Origin of the sequence: Virgibacillus litoralis (assembly GCF_017873675.1) — a bacterium.
Classification (GTDB): Bacteria; Bacillota; Bacilli; order Bacillales; family Amphibacillaceae; genus Lentibacillus; species Lentibacillus litoralis.
On record NZ_JAGGKK010000008.1, the window covers coordinates 80,270 to 99,388 of the forward strand.

At 38.7% G+C, this 19,119-nt stretch carries 16 protein-coding genes; all 16 read right to left on the minus strand.

Features of this window, described 5'->3' with window-relative positions; all coding sequences use genetic code 11:
- Positions 1-188: 188 nt before the first annotated feature.
- A complete protein-coding gene (locus J2Z82_RS08735; RefSeq protein WP_209480419.1) occupies positions 189-590 on the minus strand; it encodes a GNAT family N-acetyltransferase in 402 nt (133 codons plus the stop codon).
- Positions 591-693: 103 nt separating this feature from the next.
- Positions 694-1,308, minus strand: coding sequence for a stage II sporulation protein R (spoIIR, locus tag J2Z82_RS08740; RefSeq protein ID WP_209480420.1), 615 nt, complete (start codon positions 1,306-1,308; stop codon positions 694-696).
- Positions 1,309-1,379: 71 nt separating this feature from the next.
- Positions 1,380-2,231 (minus strand): peptide chain release factor N(5)-glutamine methyltransferase, encoded by an 852-nt coding sequence (prmC, locus tag J2Z82_RS08745; protein ID WP_209480421.1) that lies wholly within the window; start codon positions 2,229-2,231, stop codon positions 1,380-1,382.
- A 1-nt stretch (position 2,232) separates the two neighbouring features.
- Positions 2,233-3,303: a peptide chain release factor 1 gene (gene prfA, locus J2Z82_RS08750; RefSeq protein ID WP_209480422.1), complete on the minus strand. Its 1,071-nt coding sequence runs from the start codon at positions 3,301-3,303 to the stop codon at positions 2,233-2,235.
- Positions 3,304-3,600: 297 nt separating this feature from the next.
- On the minus strand, positions 3,601-4,566 hold the full coding sequence (locus J2Z82_RS08755; protein ID WP_209480423.1) for a nuclease-related domain-containing protein: 966 nt from the start codon (positions 4,564-4,566) through the stop codon (positions 3,601-3,603).
- Between the two features lie 592 nt (positions 4,567-5,158).
- On the minus strand, positions 5,159-5,779 hold the full coding sequence (locus J2Z82_RS08760) for a thymidine kinase (RefSeq protein WP_209480424.1): 621 nt from the start codon (positions 5,777-5,779) through the stop codon (positions 5,159-5,161).
- Positions 5,780-6,126: 347 nt separating this feature from the next.
- Positions 6,127-6,372 (minus strand): type B 50S ribosomal protein L31, encoded by a 246-nt coding sequence (locus J2Z82_RS08765; RefSeq protein WP_209480425.1) that lies wholly within the window; start codon positions 6,370-6,372, stop codon positions 6,127-6,129.
- Positions 6,373-6,521: 149 nt separating this feature from the next.
- Complete coding sequence (gene rho, locus J2Z82_RS08770) at positions 6,522-7,802, minus strand: transcription termination factor Rho (RefSeq protein WP_092491438.1); 1,281 nt, start codon at positions 7,800-7,802, stop codon at positions 6,522-6,524.
- A gap of 309 nt (positions 7,803-8,111) precedes the next feature.
- Positions 8,112-9,080: a class II fructose-bisphosphatase gene (glpX, locus tag J2Z82_RS08775; RefSeq protein ID WP_209480426.1), complete on the minus strand. Its 969-nt coding sequence runs from the start codon at positions 9,078-9,080 to the stop codon at positions 8,112-8,114.
- Between the two features lie 95 nt (positions 9,081-9,175).
- The gene (locus tag J2Z82_RS08780) at positions 9,176-10,462 is read right to left on the minus strand and encodes a UDP-N-acetylglucosamine 1-carboxyvinyltransferase (protein ID WP_209480427.1); all 1,287 of its coding nucleotides are present in this window, start codon (positions 10,460-10,462) and stop codon (positions 9,176-9,178) included.
- A 211-nt stretch (positions 10,463-10,673) separates the two neighbouring features.
- Positions 10,674-11,315 carry a fructose-6-phosphate aldolase gene (gene fsa / locus J2Z82_RS08785; RefSeq protein ID WP_209480428.1) on the minus strand — a complete coding sequence of 214 codons (642 nt, stop codon included), beginning with the start codon at positions 11,313-11,315 and terminating at the stop codon, positions 10,674-10,676.
- Between the two features lie 65 nt (positions 11,316-11,380).
- Complete coding sequence (gene fba, locus J2Z82_RS08790; protein WP_209480429.1) at positions 11,381-12,247, minus strand: class II fructose-1,6-bisphosphate aldolase; 867 nt, start codon at positions 12,245-12,247, stop codon at positions 11,381-11,383.
- Positions 12,248-12,438: 191 nt separating this feature from the next.
- A complete protein-coding gene (locus J2Z82_RS08795; RefSeq protein WP_209480430.1) occupies positions 12,439-12,798 on the minus strand; it encodes a response regulator in 360 nt (119 codons plus the stop codon).
- Positions 12,799-13,001: 203 nt separating this feature from the next.
- Positions 13,002-14,600: a CTP synthase gene (locus J2Z82_RS08800; RefSeq protein WP_209480431.1), complete on the minus strand. Its 1,599-nt coding sequence runs from the start codon at positions 14,598-14,600 to the stop codon at positions 13,002-13,004.
- A 273-nt stretch (positions 14,601-14,873) separates the two neighbouring features.
- Positions 14,874-15,434, minus strand: a complete 561-nt coding sequence (rpoE, locus tag J2Z82_RS08805; protein ID WP_209480432.1) for a DNA-directed RNA polymerase subunit delta — start codon at positions 15,432-15,434, stop codon at positions 14,874-14,876.
- Between the two features lie 440 nt (positions 15,435-15,874).
- Positions 15,875-19,114, minus strand: coding sequence for a fused isobutyryl-CoA mutase/GTPase IcmF (icmF, locus tag J2Z82_RS08810; RefSeq protein ID WP_209480477.1), 3,240 nt, complete (start codon positions 19,112-19,114; stop codon positions 15,875-15,877).
- Positions 19,115-19,119: the final 5 nt, after the last annotated feature.

Here is a 19,119-nt window from a genome sequence, read left to right on the forward strand (position 1 = left end):
CTCTTTTCTTACGTTAATTTTAGTCGATGCCGGTTTTTTTGGCAAAAAAAATAGCCCAATGGAGTTTTTCCACAGACTATCCACAAATTATGCCTTATTAACGGGGGATTGTTAATAAGTTATATTTAAAATCCACAGTTTTTAAACACCTTATACACAAGAATCTGTGCATAAGTGTGGATATGTGCTTAAGATACGTTATAAGTCCACCAACTACCTTTGTCGATTGGGCGTTTATCCACGAAAATATTTTCTTTTTGTGGATAAAACTGTAATGCTTCAAGTAAAACATCGACCATAGGCTGGTGGCTGTGGACAAATACTTTCTTCGCTTGTTTTTCTTTTGCCATTGCTAGAATAGCTTCCAGTAAAATAGGTAACGATTTAGCATAGTCCTTCGTAATATAAAGCTGCTTTAGCCAATAAATACCTTCATCGATTGAATCTAATATAAAGCACCCTTCGATATTGTCCTCAATTTCCACGACATAGCCTTTTTTCTTTAATAAATCTTGTTCCACGTTATCATTACTTGTTAAAAAGTTTTCTAGTTTTTCCTGAGATGCCTGATTTGCTGCGATTAATTTCATTTTTTTCACCTCTATTATTTTTGATAGTATTACTAAGGCTTATCTATATCAGACCTTGGCGATAAGCTAAGTTTTCTTATATTCTATGCAAAAACTATAAAGTCTATGACCAGCCAAACCATTCAAAAAGAAAAAACTTTACTTCAGTTTGTTCATCTTCTTCTTCAGCTAACGTTTTGTCGTCTACTTCATCATCACTACTTGCACTTGCAACACTCGTGCCATTAGAAAAGTCCAAGAAGCATAATGGGGGAAATAGAACACACCACCAATTAGAACCTTTACCTTGACCAAGTGTTATCAAAACGGCTTCATACTCTCCGGGTGGATATAGAAAATTTCCATATAACTTTGCTGGAAATGTAACATTTGTTCCATATTCTACATGATAATCTTGCTCTTTATTTTCTTGTTTTAGAACATCCGCTACAATTGCTTCAACTTCTGGGATGCGTGCATCAATCAAATCTCTCGCTTGATTGATATCCGTTATCTCCTTTACCCATTCAGAAATAACAGCATTGACCTCGTCGCGGACCATTCGTTTCAATTGCTGATCCTCATCATTATCACTGTTTGCTAGAATGCGTAACCGGATTGCCTCATCCGGTATAACTTGAATGTTGGAATCGGAATGTGATTCATCACTTGTTCCCTTAACTGGCATCGATAATATAATAATAAAAAATATAATTGCCGAAATCACTAGTTTCTTCATCGTTATAGTCCCCCTCCATCTGATTTACAAACAGTATGGGCAGGGGAATATTTTTTTAAACTAGTAATCTATTATTTCTTTATATTGGCTTGGATAATGCGGTCCTTTTTGTTGATATCTTTGATGATTTGTACGTTACTTGTTGGAAATTGTTCGGATAAAAGAGCTCGAATAGCTTCACCTTGTCTATCACCAATTTCGAAAAAAATAGCTGCATGATCATTTATGACGTGAGGAAGATCTTCTATGATTTGTCTATATGAGGCTAACCCATTCTCATCAGCAAAAAGAGCAAGTTCTGGGTCAAACTTTTTCACTGTGTCAACGAGGCCGGCTTTATCCTGATGTGCAATGTATGGTGGGTTCGAAACAATAATATCTGTCTTTTTTCCGATAAGGGGTGTTAAGAAGTCACCTTGCAGGAATGTGACATCCGCACCTAACTGTTTGGCATTTTGACGCGCAACGGTTAGTGCATCCTGTGAAATGTCAGTAGCATAAACTGTTGCTTGAGGTAGCTCAAGTGCCAATGTTAAGGCAATAATTCCGCTGCCTGTTCCAATATCGGCAATTGTTAGAGGCTCGTCTGGTGTAGTTTCGATAACTTGCTGGACAAGCTCCTCTGTTTCAGGCCTTGGGATAAGTGTATGCTCGTTCACACTAAATTTTCTGCCGTAAAATTCCTCATGACCAATAATATGCTGGATTGGAACACCGGTCTCTGCGTGCATTTCAATAGCATCTTGAAACCGCATTGCGACTTTTTCCGGAACAGGATCACGCATCATCGTGAAAAATTCCGATCTTGATACGTGAAGAAAATGCTGCAGCAACAGCTCGGCAACTTTTTCTTCACGATTATGTTTTTTTAAAAAAAGAGAAGCCCATTGGAGGACTTCATGCTGCTTGAATTCTTTTTCCATATTATTCACCAATTTGCTCTAATTTTTTGGTTTGTTCTTCAACTAACATTGCATCAATGAAATCATCTAACTTGCCTTCTAATACCTGGTCAAGCTTCTGAATTGTTAAACCAATGCGGTGATCGGTAACACGAGTTTGCGGGAAATTATACGTACGAATACGTTCCGAACGATCCCCGGTACCTACAGCTGATTTTCTATTCTCATCATACTCAGCTTGTGCTTCACGCTGGAATTTATCATAAATACGTGCACGCAATACTTTCATCGCTTTTTCCTTGTTTTTAATCTGTGATTTTTCATCCTGACATGATACAACAACACCTGTTGGTTCATGAGTCAGACGAACAGCGGACATCGTTGTATTCACACTTTGCCCACCAGGACCACTTGACGCAAATGTGTCCACACGAATATCTTTCTCATGAATATCAATTTCGACATCTTCTGTCTCAGGCAGTACGGCTACAGTTGCTGTTGATGTATGAATTCTGCCGCCTGATTCTGTTTCCGGAACACGCTGGACGCGGTGTGCACCATTTTCATATTTCAACTTGGAGTACGCTCCAGTACCATTTATCATAAAAATAATTTCCTTATATCCGCCAACTCCAGTGGAACTAGCCTCAATTACATCTATTTTCCATCCCTGCATCTCGGCATATTTAGAATACATACGATAAAGATCACCAGCAAATAACGCAGCTTCATCACCGCCGGCAGCACCACGAATTTCCATAATAACGTTCTTATCATCATTAGGATCTTTTGGCAGAAGAAGAATTTTCAGCTTCTCTTCAAGTGATTCTGTGTTTTCTTTTAATTCTTCAATTTCCATTTTAACCATATCATTCATTTCGCCATCAAGGTCATCCTCAAGCATAGCCTTCGCATCGTCTAACTGCGACATTTTATCTTTATATTCACGATATACTTGAATAATTTCCTCAAGACCTGATTGTTCCTTCGAATACTCTCGTAATTTGTTCGTATCACTTATAATATCCGGATCACTAAGTAGTTCATTAAGCTTATTATAACGATTTTCCAATGATTGTATACGATCTAACATCACGGCCACCTCTTTCTGATTAACAGTATAATTATAGTATACTCCCGTGAGGAGGTCAAAGTTTACTTTTGAGATGATTATTTTGAAATGGTGATTTTCTGCGCTTTGCAGTGCGTCTTACTATTTGCAGGATTCGAGGGCGGCGGCTGTTGTGTGCTGTTTCAGTCTTCGTGCGGGTTATTCAATCTATTTTAGACCATTGAGGCATTTATTCAGTTTTCGTTGCTGTTTATTCAGTATTCGTTTAGCCTGATTCAGTACTCAAAGACACTTATTCAGTATTCGACGAAAAATATCTCATTTTAACACTAACCGATAAAACCGTGATCTTGTGTTACCAGTATAACTGTATCCGCTGTTCTGCAACAAATTTTTTATTACCTCAGGGGAATCTACCATAAGGAATTCCCTCGCCTCCCTGTTTGTAATTTTTTCACCAAACAACAAATAATAATCATTCAATGCTGGTATATGTGCATTTGTCGAAAAGTGGTTGCAATTCCTGCAATGCCACTTACGATTCAGCCTTTCCATTGGTACTGATAAACACTGTTGACAGAACACTCCTTTGATCAGTTCACTTCTATCGACATTAAACTTTTTGAGGACATTATTATCATAAGGTGCATGTACAGCTAGTAGTTTAGAAGAAATTTGTTGAAGCATATTCATTTCAATAATTGGATCCCTGTATTGACGGTTCAATTCTTTTATTCTATGAAATAGTAAATTACTATGAATAACTTCTTTCGGAATCGGATTACCAGGAAACAATGGTTTAATTATTGTACTCGGGGAACTAAAAACAACGAAGTATAATAGAGGGATTTGCGGGAAGTTCTGTTGATTTAGCCATAATTGTAACCTGTAACGTTGTAGTTTAACCTGAGGAATCGGATTAGGAAGACCTTCCTCTTTACCATCATCTCCTACACGAATTACCTGGTTCTCTCCGTCAAAGTATAGCGTGCCGTACCAATTTTTAACCTCAACAAGGAGAAAAAATTTTCTGCTTGGAATAAGAGTATCAACTTCAAAGTGACTTTGTAAGCTGGGGACACGGAGGTTATGCAGGATTAAGTAGTCTTCAGGAGTTAGAAACGAAAGAGGATAGCTCACTGCATGTTCCCCCTTTATACCACTTTTGGTTTTTACAATTTCATCCTGAATATTCCTCTTATCTCGATGGTATTCATCGGTCCTCCTGCCCAATGCTTCTAACTTTAAACTATAGATATTCTTTTCGTGAGGTTTAATAATCATTTGTCCACTTCCTTTCAAGTAATATAAAGTAAATATACACTTTTACGTGCAACTTGTGGACTTTTTAACGAAAATAGCTTTTTCCCGTAAATGTTTATGTTAAAACTTAAATATTCACTTCAAAAGCTGGAGTGAATATTATGTTTTGATAACTATGTACAGCTAATTTAGTGATTTTCTGTTTCTAATTTTGCCACTTTGTAGTGCAATTTAGTCAATTTTTTTGGTGAATTCAGTCTTCGTGCGGGTTATTCAGTCTATTTTAGACCATTGAGGTATTTATTCAGTTTTCGCTCTAGTTGATTCAGTATTCGTTAAGCCTGATTCAGTGCTCACAAGCAATCATTCAGTTTTTAGACCAAATAGGGCTAAATCCTGAAGCTGGTGATTGCGGAGTTTGTTGCGTTCTGATTCAGTCTTCGTGCGGGTTATTCAGTCTACTTTAGACCATTGAGGCGTTTATTCAGTTTTCGCTGCAGTTGATTCAGTATTCGTTAAGCCTGATTCAGTGCTCACAAACAATCATTCAGTTTTTAGACCAAAAAACAGAAGAAAACCTCTCCAATCAAAAAAAGAGCGCTTATGCACTCTTTTACTTGGATAGTTTTGATAGGGTTTTTACTACTTCATTTCTGGGTTTGTTTGGGACTTCATGATGATGGCGGCATCTTGGCTCATATGATTCAGATGCACCTACCATGATTACCGGGTCATCATATGATGCTGGCTTACCATTAATTAAGCGTTGCGTTCGGCTTGCAGGTGATCCGCAAATTGGGCAAATTGCATTAAGCTTGGATACTGATTCACTAAGCGCCATTAATTTTGGCATCGGTCCAAATGGTTCCCCACGAAAATCGGTATCCAGACCTGCTATAATTACACGAATACCCTTATTCGCCAATTCATCAGCCACTGCTGTAATATTTTCATCAAAAAATTGGACTTCATCAATACCGATGACATCGACTTCATTATCGATATCTTCCAGAATTTCATCCGAGTTTCTGACAGGGCGTGCGATAGCCGATGTGCCGTTATGTGTTACAACTGAATCATCGGCATAACGATCATCAATCGCTGGCTTAAATACACGTACAGATAAGTTGCCATATGTTGCACGGCGAACGCGGCGTATTAGTTCTTCTGATTTACCAGAAAACATACTGCCACAGATTACTTCTACCCAGCCACTTTGTTTCATAATGTACATATGCGGGATCTCCCTTCAACGTGTTTTCGATATGTATTTATTTTAGTTTAACATTTATTTCGACAAGTATTGATAGGATCTTTAGCCTGACAGATAACAAGTGTAAATCCTTTCACTGCATAAAATGCAATTAAGGATAAGCCTAGTTTTCTAATATTAGGTTATCCTATCCCCACATATCTAAATCCCAATTTAAAAATAGAAGTAAAAAAACAGGCAAAGGTAAGACATTTTGCCTGTTTCTACTTTTGGCTGAAGCTATCCAGCCTTTTATCAATCCAGCTTCAAGACTGGGATACAAAGCACGTTATGTGCAAAATATATGTTTCCCCAGTTCATTCAGCCTTTTAGTTCATATTATATTTTTTCTTGAATCGGTCTACACGTCCGCCAACTTTGTCAGCTTTTTGTTTACCTGTGTAGAACGGGTGTGAATCTGAACTGATTTCAACACGGATCAATGGATATGTGTTCCCATCTTCCCATTCAATTGTTTCTTCTGAGTTTTGTGTTGAACCACTCATGAATTTAAAATCTGAGCTTGTATCAAGAAACACAACTTTTCTGTATTCTGGATGAATATCTTTTTTCATGTCTTTCCACTCCTTTTTGCCCTGAATCCTTTGGAACAGAGTTTATTGCAAGAGCCGTCATAGGTACGATACCTTATCTAAACTCACATAAAAAGATTATAACAGTCTATAGTACTGATTGCAATAGCAAAAACTTCCTTCAGACAAGTTTACTTCTTAATTCCTTTACGGCTCATTTCTTCGTCCATTTGCTGAAAAAATTCCATATTATTCTTCGATGATCTTAATCGTTTCAGGAAGCGATCAAGGAAGTTATGTGAATCCTGCATCGTTTTTCGGATAGCCCATATTTTATCCAAGTGCTCTTTGGAGACAAGCAGTTCTTCTTTTCGTGTGCCTGATTTTAAAATATCGATTGCCGGGAAAATCCGACGCTCAGCCAGACTGCGGTCAAGATGCAGTTCCATATTACCTGTTCCTTTAAATTCCTCATAAATAACATCGTCCATCCGTGAACCTGTATCAACCAGAGCAGTTGCCAGAATCGTGAAGCTTCCGCCCTCTTCAATATTACGTGCCGCTCCAAAGAACCGTTTAGGACGATGGAATGCAGCCGGGTCAATACCACCTGAAAGTGTTCGGCCACTCGGTGGAATAACAAGATTGTATGCACGTGCCAAACGCGTAATACTGTCCATTAATACAATTACATCACGTTTATGTTCAACTAATCGCATTGCTCGTTCCAAGACAAGCTCAGAAACCTTAATATGGCTTTCTGGACCTTCATCAAATGTGGAACTAACTACATCAACATCTGAATGTACCGAACGTTCGATATCCGTAACTTCTTCAGGACGCTCGTCCACTAGCAGAATAATTAGCTTTGCATCCGGATGATTTGCTGAGATACTATTTGCTATTTCTTTTAATAGTACAGTTTTACCAGCCTTTGGCGGCGCAACTATTAAACCACGCTGTCCAAAGCCAACTGGAGTCATCAGATCTATAATCCGGGTAGAAAGGCTTTTCGTGTTTTTTTCCAACTGCATAAACCGATCAGGATATAGTGCTGTTAAAGCAGGAAAATGCACACGTTCCTTTGAAGTTTCAGGATCTTCGCCATTCACAGCATCAACATGCAAAAGTCCATAATAGCGTTCATTTTCTTTTGGTGGTCGTACCTTTCCAGATACTTTATCACCATTTCTTAAATCAAAGCGGCGAATCTGGGATGCAGAGATATAAATGTCTTCTGCACTTGCAGAATAATTGATTGGACGTAAGAAACCAAATCCTTCAGATGTAATTATTTCAAGTACCCCGTCCATAAATAAGTAGCCATCTTTTTCAGCTTGAGCTTTAAGTATAGCAAAAATAAGTTCTTTTTTTGTCAGTTTTGAATAATAAGAAACCTTGTGCTCTCGTGCTAGAGCATATACATCCTTCAATGTTAATGTCTCTAAATGAGAGATTGATAATTCAGCCATTTAATCACCACGCCTATTCATTTTTACATTTTAAAATTTAATCAAAAATATGTATATTTTTTGTTTTAGAGTATTGATACTCGGGTTTTATTCGTTATATGGTCTGTTCTAACAGAAATGAAGAGTTATCGGAAGCTAGAATAGAAGTTTGTTTTTATAAATTATATTAACCAATCTTTACTAGTATTAAACATCTACAATAATACCTGTTTGTATCATAAGATTCAACTCTATTTTTATATTCTTGCCTGTTGGATGATTAATAGAGAAGGAAGCCGCGAAAAATGGCTTCCCTTCTCTATTATTTTATTATGGTTCCATTACGAGGTTTGGTTTTTTCTTCAGGCTATGGTCGCCATCGATAAAACGGACTGTCCCACTTTTGGCACGCATAACTACTGTTTGTGTTGTTGCTTTGACGCCTTTAAACTGGACACCTTGTAATAATTCACCGTCTGTAACTCCTGTTGCGGCGAAAATTGCATCATCACCACCACAGAAATCTTCCATATAGAATACTTTATTCGTATCAGCTATTCCCATTTCTTTACAACGATTTCTTTCCTCTTCGTTTGCTGGGACAAGCTTTCCTTGGATTTCACCGCCTAGGCATTTTAAGGCAACTGCAGCCAGTACACCTTCTGGGGCTCCACCTGTACCCAATAAAATATCTACACCTGTATCATCAAAAGCTGTGTTCATTGCTCCAGCAACGTCACCGTCTGGAATTAACTTAATTCGTGCACCGGCAGCGCGTATTTCCTCAACTAGCTCTGCATGACGTGGGCGATCCAATACAACTGCGACAAGATCTTCCATATTTTTATTTTTGGCTTTCGCAACAGCTTTTAAGTTTTCTATTGTTGAAGCATTAATATCTACTTTGCCTACCGCTTCTGGGCCGACAGCCAATTTCTGCATGTACATATCAGGTGCATGCAAGAGTTTCTTATGGTCGGCAATTGCTATTACAGCAAGTGCATTCCATGTACCCTGAGCAACAATGTTTGTTCCTTCCAATGGATCAACGGCTATGTCTACCCTTGGACCGGCTCCAGTACCAAGCTCTTCACCTATATAAAGCATTGGTGCTTCATCCATTTCACCTTCACCGATTACAACTGTTCCCTGCATCGGAATTGTATCAAAAACGTCGCGCATTGCTGATGTTGCTGCATCGTCGGCCTCTTCTTTTTTGCCTCTACCCATCCATCGTGCTGATGATAATGCAGCTGCCTCTGTAACGCGTACGATTTCCATTGTTAAACTTCTTTCCATAATATTCCTCTCCCTTTAAATGTAATATCCTTATCCCAAGAAGATATTAAATATGGAGATTACAACATGAAGCAATCCAGACTCCTGTTTTTTGTCTAAGAGTTTTGAAATTGTTCTATTTCTTGTTGTGTCATTTCTTCCCGCCATACATTTGCACCGAGGTCGATTAGTTTTTCTGTAATTTTCTCGTATCCTCGATCAATATGTTCAAGGCCGGTAATTTCGGTGATTCCATTTGCCATTAGTCCGGCGATGATAAGGGATGCACCCGCACGTAAATCGGTTGCCTTTACGCGTGCACCTTCTAGCTGGACTGGTCCTGAGACAATTACAGAACCGCCCTCAACTTTTATTATAGCATTCATTCGCCGTAATTCATCAATATGTTTTAATCTTGCTGAATAAATTGTATCCGTGACAACACCTGTATTAACTGCTTTAGTTAATAACGTTGTAAAAGGCTGCTGTAAATCGGTTGGGAAACCTGGGTAGACGAGTGTTTTAACATCAACACTTTTAAGCGGTTTTTTTGGTGCAATATATAATTGCTCGTCTTTTTCTTCCACTACTACGCCCATTTCACGTAACTTGGCTAATACAGACTCCAGATGCTGTGAAATTACATTGTCGATAATTACTTCTTTACCCTGGGCCGCAGCTGCGATTGCATATGTTCCAGCTTCAATTCGGTCTGGAATAATAGTATGGCGGCAACCGTGTAAATGCTCAACACCCTCTATTCTGATAACGTCAGTTCCAACACCTTTGATTTTTGCACCCATATTTGTCAGCAAAGTAGCTACATCAATAATTTCTGGCTCTTTTGCTGCATTTTCAATCACTGTTTTACCTTTTGCTTTAACAGCTGCAAGCATAATATTAATTGTAGCACCGACACTAACAACGTCCAGATATATTCGCGCACCTCTTAGTTCATTTGCCCTAATATAGATTGCGCCTTGTTCGTTGGTAACCTCAGCTCCAAGTGCCTCGAAGCCCTTGATGTGCTGGTCAATTGGGCGTGGCCCTAAGTGGCAGCCACCTGGCAGACCAATAACTGCCTGGTTGAACTTGCCAAGCATGGCACCCATGAAATAGTAGGATGCTCGCAGTTTCTTGACTTTCCCATTTGGCAATGGCATTGATACCATATTCTCCGGGTCAATATGCACTGTTTGCCCGTCCCAGCTTACTTTTCCACCAATTTCTTCAAGCAAGTCACCAAGTGTGTATACATCTGAGATCTCTGGTAGTCCTTCAATCATTACATGGGAATCAGCTAAAAGTGCAGCAGGTAATAATGCAACAGCACTATTTTTGGCTCCGTTAATTCGAACCTTTCCGTTTAGCAAATTCCCGCCTTCCACTAACATTTTCTGCATTCGGGGCACCTCACTTTTTGACGTACAGAATGTACTTATTCCGGATTAGCCATAAAATCAATAGCTTTTTTTCCGGTTGAGGTTATTCAAAAATTTAATTTTGAACACACATACTTTCTGGTTGTTTTTATTTTTTACTTTTTAGGAGGCGCTTACGCCTTCATTCCTTTTATTACCTTTTATTTTGCACAATTTTTCCAGTTTTATGTGCCTATTTATTTTTGTTCCAGTCAGATAGAAACTTTTCGATGCCTTGATCTGTCAAAGGATGCTTAACAAGCTGACCAAGAACTTTGTATGGAATTGTTGCAATATGCGCTCCATTTAGTGAAGCGTCAATAACGTGTAATGGATTTCTGATTGATGCTGCAATAATTTCTGTGCTTATATCATGTAAATCAAATATCTCAGAAATAGTTGCGACTAACGTCATTCCATCATGACCAATGTCGTCCAAACGACCAAGAAAAGGTGACACATAAGATGCGCCCGCGCGAGCAGCAAGTAATGCTTGATTAGCATTAAAAATTAATGTGACATTTGTTTTTATGTTTAAATCACTGAATGCCTTAACAGCCTTAAGTCCTTCTAATGTCATCGGAACCTTAACTGTTATATTTGGTGCGATTGCCGCAAGTTCTTTACCTTCCTTAATCATACCTTCAGCGTCTTCAGCAATAACCTCAGCACTTACTGAACCTGACACTTCATCGGTAATTTCTTTTAATCGATCATGAAATGAAACACCTTCTTTTGCTACCAAACTTGGGTTTGTGGTCACGCCTGCCAAAACACCAAGTTCATTTGCGGAACGTACCTCTTCAATATTTGCGGTGTCGATAAAAAATTTCATCGTTTTTGCTCCTCTCTTTCTCGCAATAGTCTTGCTATTTTAACACTATGCTTAAATTGTTCTTTCTATTTTGCTTGTTTAGAAGAACCAAATTCACGCATTTTTCCAATAACCGTTTCCTTAATTGCGTCACGACTTGGACCTAGATATTTACGTGGATCATAAAGATCCGGCTTGTCATTTAATATTTCTCGCACTTTATTTGCTTGTGCAATCTGACTCTCTGTATTCACATTAATTTTTGCTGAGCCTAAGGAAATGGCACGTTTGATATCTTTCGTCGGAATGCCAGTACCACCGTGTAATACAAGTGGGATATTTGTCAGGTTCATTACTTCTTCCATACGGTCAAATCCAAGGTTCGGTTCACCTTTGTAAGGACCATGCACTGAGCCTAAAGCAGGCGCGAAGCAATCAACGTTCGTTTCATTGACAAGTCTTTCACACTCCGCCGGGATTGCATATGCAGCTTCTGCATCTTCAACAATTATGTCATCTTCCTGCCCGCCAACTCGGCCGAGTTCTGCTTCAACAGACACGCCATGAATATGTGCTAGTTCAACTACTTTACTCGTTAACTGGATATTATCATCTAGTGGTTGTGAGGATGCATCAATCATGACAGATGTGAAGCCTGCCTGAATTGCCTTTGCACATGCTTCAAAGCTTGAACCATGATCAAGGTGGATAGCAACCGGAACAGTTGTACCATATTCTTCCATAAGCGCTTTAACCATTGAAACAACTACTTTAAATCCGTCCATATATTTTCCAGCGCCTTCAGAAACACCAAGGATAACTGGTGATTTTTCTTCTTCAGCAGCCTGCAGAATTGCTTGGGCATATTCCATATTATTTAAATTGAATTGTCCAACTGCATAACCATTTTCCTTGCCCTTTTCGAGCATTTCTTTCATTGATACTAGCGGCATTCTATGTCCTCCTTAGATGATTACGTCTACTTGAATAAATTAAACTACAATATAAGAATACCAACAACAACATCAAGTCGCAAGAACAAAAGAGCAAGTACCTGTCCTTCGCCGAATTCTACATAACAAAATAGTAGCTAATGTAATAAATTCAGCTACAACATTGCTATCTATTTACAACTTATCTACAATCATCCAATTAAGCTTTTTGTGTAATCACATACATCTTTAACATTAAATGGTTTTGAAAGCACTTTTTTTACCATATCGTAATGTTGAGATTCCTTCATTATTTCTTCTGCTAAACCACTCATTAATATAGCAGGTATTTCAATTTTATCACGTTCCAATTGCTGTATTACCTCTACGCCATCAATAACTGGCAACTTATAATCCAGCATAATCAAGTCAAATGAGCTTTTGTTAAGTTCAGCTAATGCTTCCTTTCCAGTTTTTGCAGTTGTTACACGATAGCCCTGATTTGTAAATATCTCCTGTAAAAGTAAACGTATACCTGGTTGGTCATCAACCACTAATATTTCCTTTTTCATAAAGATAATCTTCTCCCACCTCGAACATAAATTTCTCTCTCTCTTTAACTACATATTTCTACACACTTTCCGAAAAATCCTTCTTTTTAAAGAACATAATTTTATGCTTATATGATATAAAGTCACTTATAATAAAAAAGACCTATACAAAGAACAGAATGTACGTTCTCTATATAGGTCTTTTTATGTTGTTTACAGTTAGGTTATTTATTAACTGCTGCACCGATAAAGCCATGGAATAATGCTTGTGATCTTGTTGGACGTGATTTAAATTCCGGATGAAATTGACATGCGACAAACCATGGATGGTCGGTAATCTCAATTGTTTCGACCAATCTGCCATCAGGACTTGTTCCAGAAAAAATGAATCCATTATCCTTCATTTGTTCCCGGTATTCATTATTAAATTCATAACGGTGGCGGTGACGTTCATATACAATGTCTGCTCCATCATATGCTGCCTTTGTTTTGGTATTATTTGTTAATTTACATGGATAAATACCGAGTCTTAAAGTCCCGCCAAAATCTGATATATTTTTCTGCTCGGGCAATAAGTCTATTATTGGATATGGTGTTTTTGGATTGATCTCCGCTGAATGTGCACCCTTTAGTCCGATTACGTTACGAGCAAATTCTACAGTAGCAAGCTGCATCCCAAGACAAATTCCAAAAAATGGTATTTTATTTTCACGTGCATAGCGGATTGCTTCGATTTTACCTTCAATACCACGGTCCCCAAAGCCACCTGGCACTAATATACCATCGACATGCTTCAGCTCATTTTTAATTGTTTCTTCATCGAGTTTTTCTGCGTTTATCCAGTTAATTTCAATGTCGGTATCATAGTAAAAGCCTGCATGTTTTAACGACTCCACAACTGAGAGGTATGCATCAGGGAGCTCAACATACTTTCCAACAAGTCCAATAGTAACCGTTCCAGAAAGATTTCTTACCTTATTGACTAGCTGTTTCCACTCATCCATATCTGCTGGCTGGCATTCCAGATCGAAGTGATCACATGTCAGCTGGTCCAGATGCTGTTCCTGTAATGAAATAGGAACCTGATATAATGTATCTGCATCAGGCATTTCAATCACAGCATTTTCGTTTATATCACAGAATAATGCTATTTTCTCCTTCATATCTTTACTGATTGGCAGTTCTGTACGCAATACAATCGTATCTGGCTGAATGCCTAAAGAGCGTAATTCCTTTACACTGTGCTGGGTCGGCTTTGTTTTCATTTCGCCCGCAGCCTTAATGTAAGGTACCAAAGTACAATGAATATACATAACATGTTCCTTGCCAATGTCACTCTTAATTTGACGAATTGCCTCCAAAAACGGCAAGGACTCAATATCACCAACAGTCCCGCCAATCTCCGTGATAACTACATCTGCCTTTGTAGCTTGACCAGCCCGAAAAACCTGTTCTTTAATTTCATTTGTTATATGTGGAATAACCTGAACCGTTCCACCCAGGTAATCTCCGTGACGTTCTTTTTTTATAACACTGGAATATACTTTTCCAGTTGTTATGTTACTGTATTTATTTAAATTAATATCAATAAATCGTTCATAATGACCTAAATCCAAGTCGGTTTCTGCGCCATCTTCTGTTACAAAAACCTCACCATGCTGATATGGACTCATTGTTCCAGGGTCAACGTTAATGTACGGATCAAACTTTTGTATCGTAACTTTTAATCCTCGGTTCTTTAATAAGCGACCTAATGATGCTGCTGTAATTCCTTTTCCTAAAGAAGAAACAACGCCACCTGTTACAAAAATATACTTCGTCACTACTCATCCCTCGTCTTTCTCTATTAATTATTAAATTTATATTTTTCCTGTCTGATTAGAAACCTTTCAAAAACTATGTTCTGCTTAAATAACAAGGGTTAAACATTAGAAAGATTTGACATTGCGAAAATCCTTAGGCGAATTGTGTAATCTTACATAATATAAAAAAAGCGCCTCCCCTATTAATCAAGGGAAACGCTTTATGACTTTGAATTTAAAGAGCCCAATAAAAATTGTACTCATAAGGGCTAAAAAAGTCAAGCGAGCCTTTTATTATTTTTTTTCTTCTTCGTCATCTTCTTCGTCAGAGTCGTCATCTTCTTCATCAAACTCATCTAGATCCTCGTCAAAATCGTCTGATTCGTCGTCAAAGCTTTCGTCGAATGCTTCATCTTTCTCTTCACCATCGTCTCCCGTTTCTTTAAAGTCACCAGTAAGCACTTCTATATTATCAGCGGGAATTTCTTCTTCTTCCTCTTTCAGCTCTTCCTTTTTAGCTACTTTTTTCTTTTTCGGCTTCGGTTTAGCTTTTGCTTTTTTCTTTTTCTTAGGGGCTGCCGCTACTTCTTCATCCGTTTCTTCGACTAAATACCAACGTTTTAGACCCCAGTTATCTGTGTGAACAGCCATAAATCTACCGTCAACTGTCAGATTTGTATGGAACTGTGCTATGTTTTCCGATTTTTGCTTTTCTGTGAATCCTTTTAATTCTGCAACTTTATCGTAAACTCCATAGAAATCCTGGGCCTTTTTCTTGTCTGTTAAAATTAAATATGCCAATTCGATCATTGGTTTGCTTACAAGTTCTTCGCGGCTATACTTTTTCAGGCTCACGATACCGCACTCCCTTTTTCATGTATTAGTGAATTAAATATTATAAGTATCTTAAAGCAGTTAAGAAAGTATGAATACTTTCTTATTGCATAAGAGCAACTAAGACTTTCCCCTCTATAGCTTGGCGAAAAGCTAAGTTTTCTAACAAACTCTATTTAATATGCTCTCTATAAACCATACCATACATTATAAACAAATCTCACCTGAATATGCTAGTGTAAACTAGAAAAAAGTTGAGAAAAAGAGATTATTTCCTCAACCTTGATGTATTCTCGCTTTCTTTTCATCCAGCTCAAGCGCCCGCCACTTTACGCTGCAACGTTGAACCACCCCGATGCACGGTCACAGTCCGTATTAGCTAAACGGACGCTTTCGCTTTTGATGATCTAGTTCCGGTGCCTAGACACTCGTGACTTTCAAGGCACCTGCGATTTTCACACTTACATATTCCTTCTGTATTGTCCGCCTACTTCATATAGGGCGTTTGTTATTTGTCCAAGGCTTGCTACTTTTACTGTTTCCATTAGTTCTACGAAAATATTCCCGCCTGAGGCTGCGACTTCTTTTAATTTTGATAATGCAGCTTCCGTTTTGTCTTCGTTAGCACCCTGGAAATTATGCAGTTCATTGATTTGGTGTTCTTTTTCCTCTTTGGATGCTCGCGCAAGTTCCATCGAATCTATTTTATCTTCTGAAGGCGGGTTCGGGTTTAAGTAAGTGTTAACCCCAACAAGCGGTAGATCACCGGAATGTTTTTTACCTTCATAATAAAGAGATTCTTCCTGAATTTTTCCGCGTTGATATTGACGTTCCATTGCACCTAGTACACCGCCACGGTCGTTCATTTTTTCAAATTCCTGCAGTACTGCTTCCTCAACTAAGTCTGTTAATTCTTCAACAATAAATGAACCTTGCATCGAATTCTCATTTTTCGTTAGCCCGAATTCTTTATTAATAATCATTTGAATTGCCATTGCTCGACGAACAGAACCCTCTGTCGGTGTTGTTATTGCTTCATCATATGCATTGGTATGCAAGGAATTGGTATTATCCTGAATGGCTAATAGCGCTTGCAATGTTGTTCGGATATCGTTAAAGTCAATTTCCTGTGCGTGCAGAGAACGACCGGATGTCTGAATATGGTATTTCAGTTTCTGAGCTCTCTCATTTGCTCCATATTTATCCCGCATCGTTACTGCCCAGATACGGCGCGCAACACGACCTATTACGGTATACTCGGGATCCAATCCATTTGAAAAGAAGAATGATAGATTCTGTGCAAATTTGTTAACGTCCATTCCGCGACTCAAATAGTATTCCACATACGTAAAGCCATTTGCTAACGTGAATGCAAGCTGTGTTATTGGGTTTGCTCCAGCTTCTGCAATATGATAACCAGAAATCGAAACTGAATAGTAGTTACGAACTTCTTTATCAATAAAATATTGCTGGATATCACCCATCATACGCAGTGCGAATTCAGTTGAGAAGATACATGTGTTTTGCCCCTGATCTTCTTTTAAAATATCCGCTTGGACTGTTCCGCGTACAACAGACACTGTGTCATCTCTAAGCTTCTCATACTCTTCCTGGTTTGGCTTGCGTCCATTTTCTTCTTTAAATTTCGTTATTTGCTGGTCGATTGCTGTATTAAAAAACATTGCTAGTATAATTGGAGCAGGACCATTAATAGTCATGGATACCGATGTTTTAGGGTCTGTTAAATCGAATCCATCGTACAGCTTTTTCATGTCTTCGAGCGTACAAATACTTACGCCACTTTCACCGACTTTTCCGTATATATCAGGACGTGGAGCTGGGTCCTCTCCGTACAATGTTACCGAGTCAAATGCAGTTGACAGGCGTTTTGCTTCCTCGCCTTTTGATAAATAGTGGAAGCGGCGATTTGTTCGTTCAGGTGTGCCTTCTCCAGCAAACTGACGTGTAGGGTCTTCCCCTTTTCTTTTGAACGGAAATACCCCTGCAGTAAATGGAAATGCTCCAGGAACATTTTCCTTCATTAGCCATTCCAGACGTTCTCCCCAGTCCGAAAATTTCGGAAATGCAACTTTAGGAATTTTTAATCCTGCTAATGTTTCTGTTGTAATATCCATTTCAATTTCTTTATCTCGAATGGAGAAAGTCAATTTATCCTGACTGTATCTCTCTTTTGTTTCATCCCATGCCTCAAGTGACTTTTTCGCAGTAGGATCAAGCTTTTCCTCGTATTGATCAAACGTTTGATCAATCACTTTTTTCGTGTTCTCATCCTCTACTGCTTCCTTTGCACCTTCAAGCTGATAAAGCTTACGAGCGATATCGCTTTGCTTCTTGGCATTTTGATGATAGTTACGAACGTGCGTTGAAATTTCACGTAAATAATGGCGGCGCTCATTGGTGATAATCATGTTTTGCTTTTCCGCAATAATATTACGTTCAAAACTGATTTCATTATTCCAGTCATGTTTTTCGTTTAATGTATCGATAAGAGATGCGAACAATGCATTAGTCCCTGCATCATTAAACTGGCTGGCAATTGTACCAAAGACAGGGAACTTTTCTTTGTCCTGGTGAAATAGCATATGACTGCGTTCATATTGTTTGCGCACCTGATTCAATGCGTCTTCAGAACCTTTTTGCTCAAACTTATTAATAACAATGAAATCTGCAAAATCAATCATGTCAATTTTTTCAAGCTGTGATGGCGCGCCAAATTCTGCTGTCATGACATACATGGATAAGTCAGTCACATCAGTAATCGCAGCATCCCCCTGCCCGATACCGCTCGTTTCAATAATAATGAAATCATACCCCGAAGCGCGAACAACATCAATCACATCTTGGATTGCCTTGGATAGTTCACTTCTGGAGTCACGCGTCGCAAGCGATCGCATATAAACACGGTCAGTAAAAATTGCATTCATCCGGATTCGGTCACCGAGTAATGCGCCACCCGTTTTCTTTTTCGTCGGATCAATCGAAATGATCGCAACTTTTTTGTCCGGAACTTCATTGATGAAGCGGCGGATCAGTTCATCGGTTAGTGAACTCTTCCCTGCGCCACCAGTGCCGGTAATACCAAGAACTGGAGCATTATTTGATTCGGATTGAAGCGACTTAAGTACTTGCTGCTTTTCTTCATGGTCCTTTTGATTACTTTCCATATAGGTAATAAACCGGGCAACTGCTTGACGCTCACCAGTAAGCAGTTTATCTTTATCTTTTTTCAGATCGATTGGTGGAAGGAAATCACATTCTTCAAGCATGTGGTTAATCATACCCTGCAGTCCATATTTACGACCATCCTCCGGGGAAAATATCCATGACACCCCATACTCATGCAATTCTTTAATTTCGCGTGGAATGATTGTACCGCCACCGCCACCATAAACTTTGATATGCGTGGCACCAAGTTCATTTAGTAAATCTATCATATATTTAAAATATTCAACATGGCCACCCTGATAGGATGACATGGCAATCCCTTGTGCATCCTCCTGAATAGCTGCGTAGACAACTTCTTCTACTGAACGATTATGCCCAAGATGAATAACCTCTGCTCCACTTGCCTGAAGAATTCTTCGCATAATATTTATTGATGCATCATGTCCGTCATATAAACTTGATGCTGTTACAAAACGGACCGGATTTGTCGGTTTATACAGTTCTGGTTGTTCCATCATCA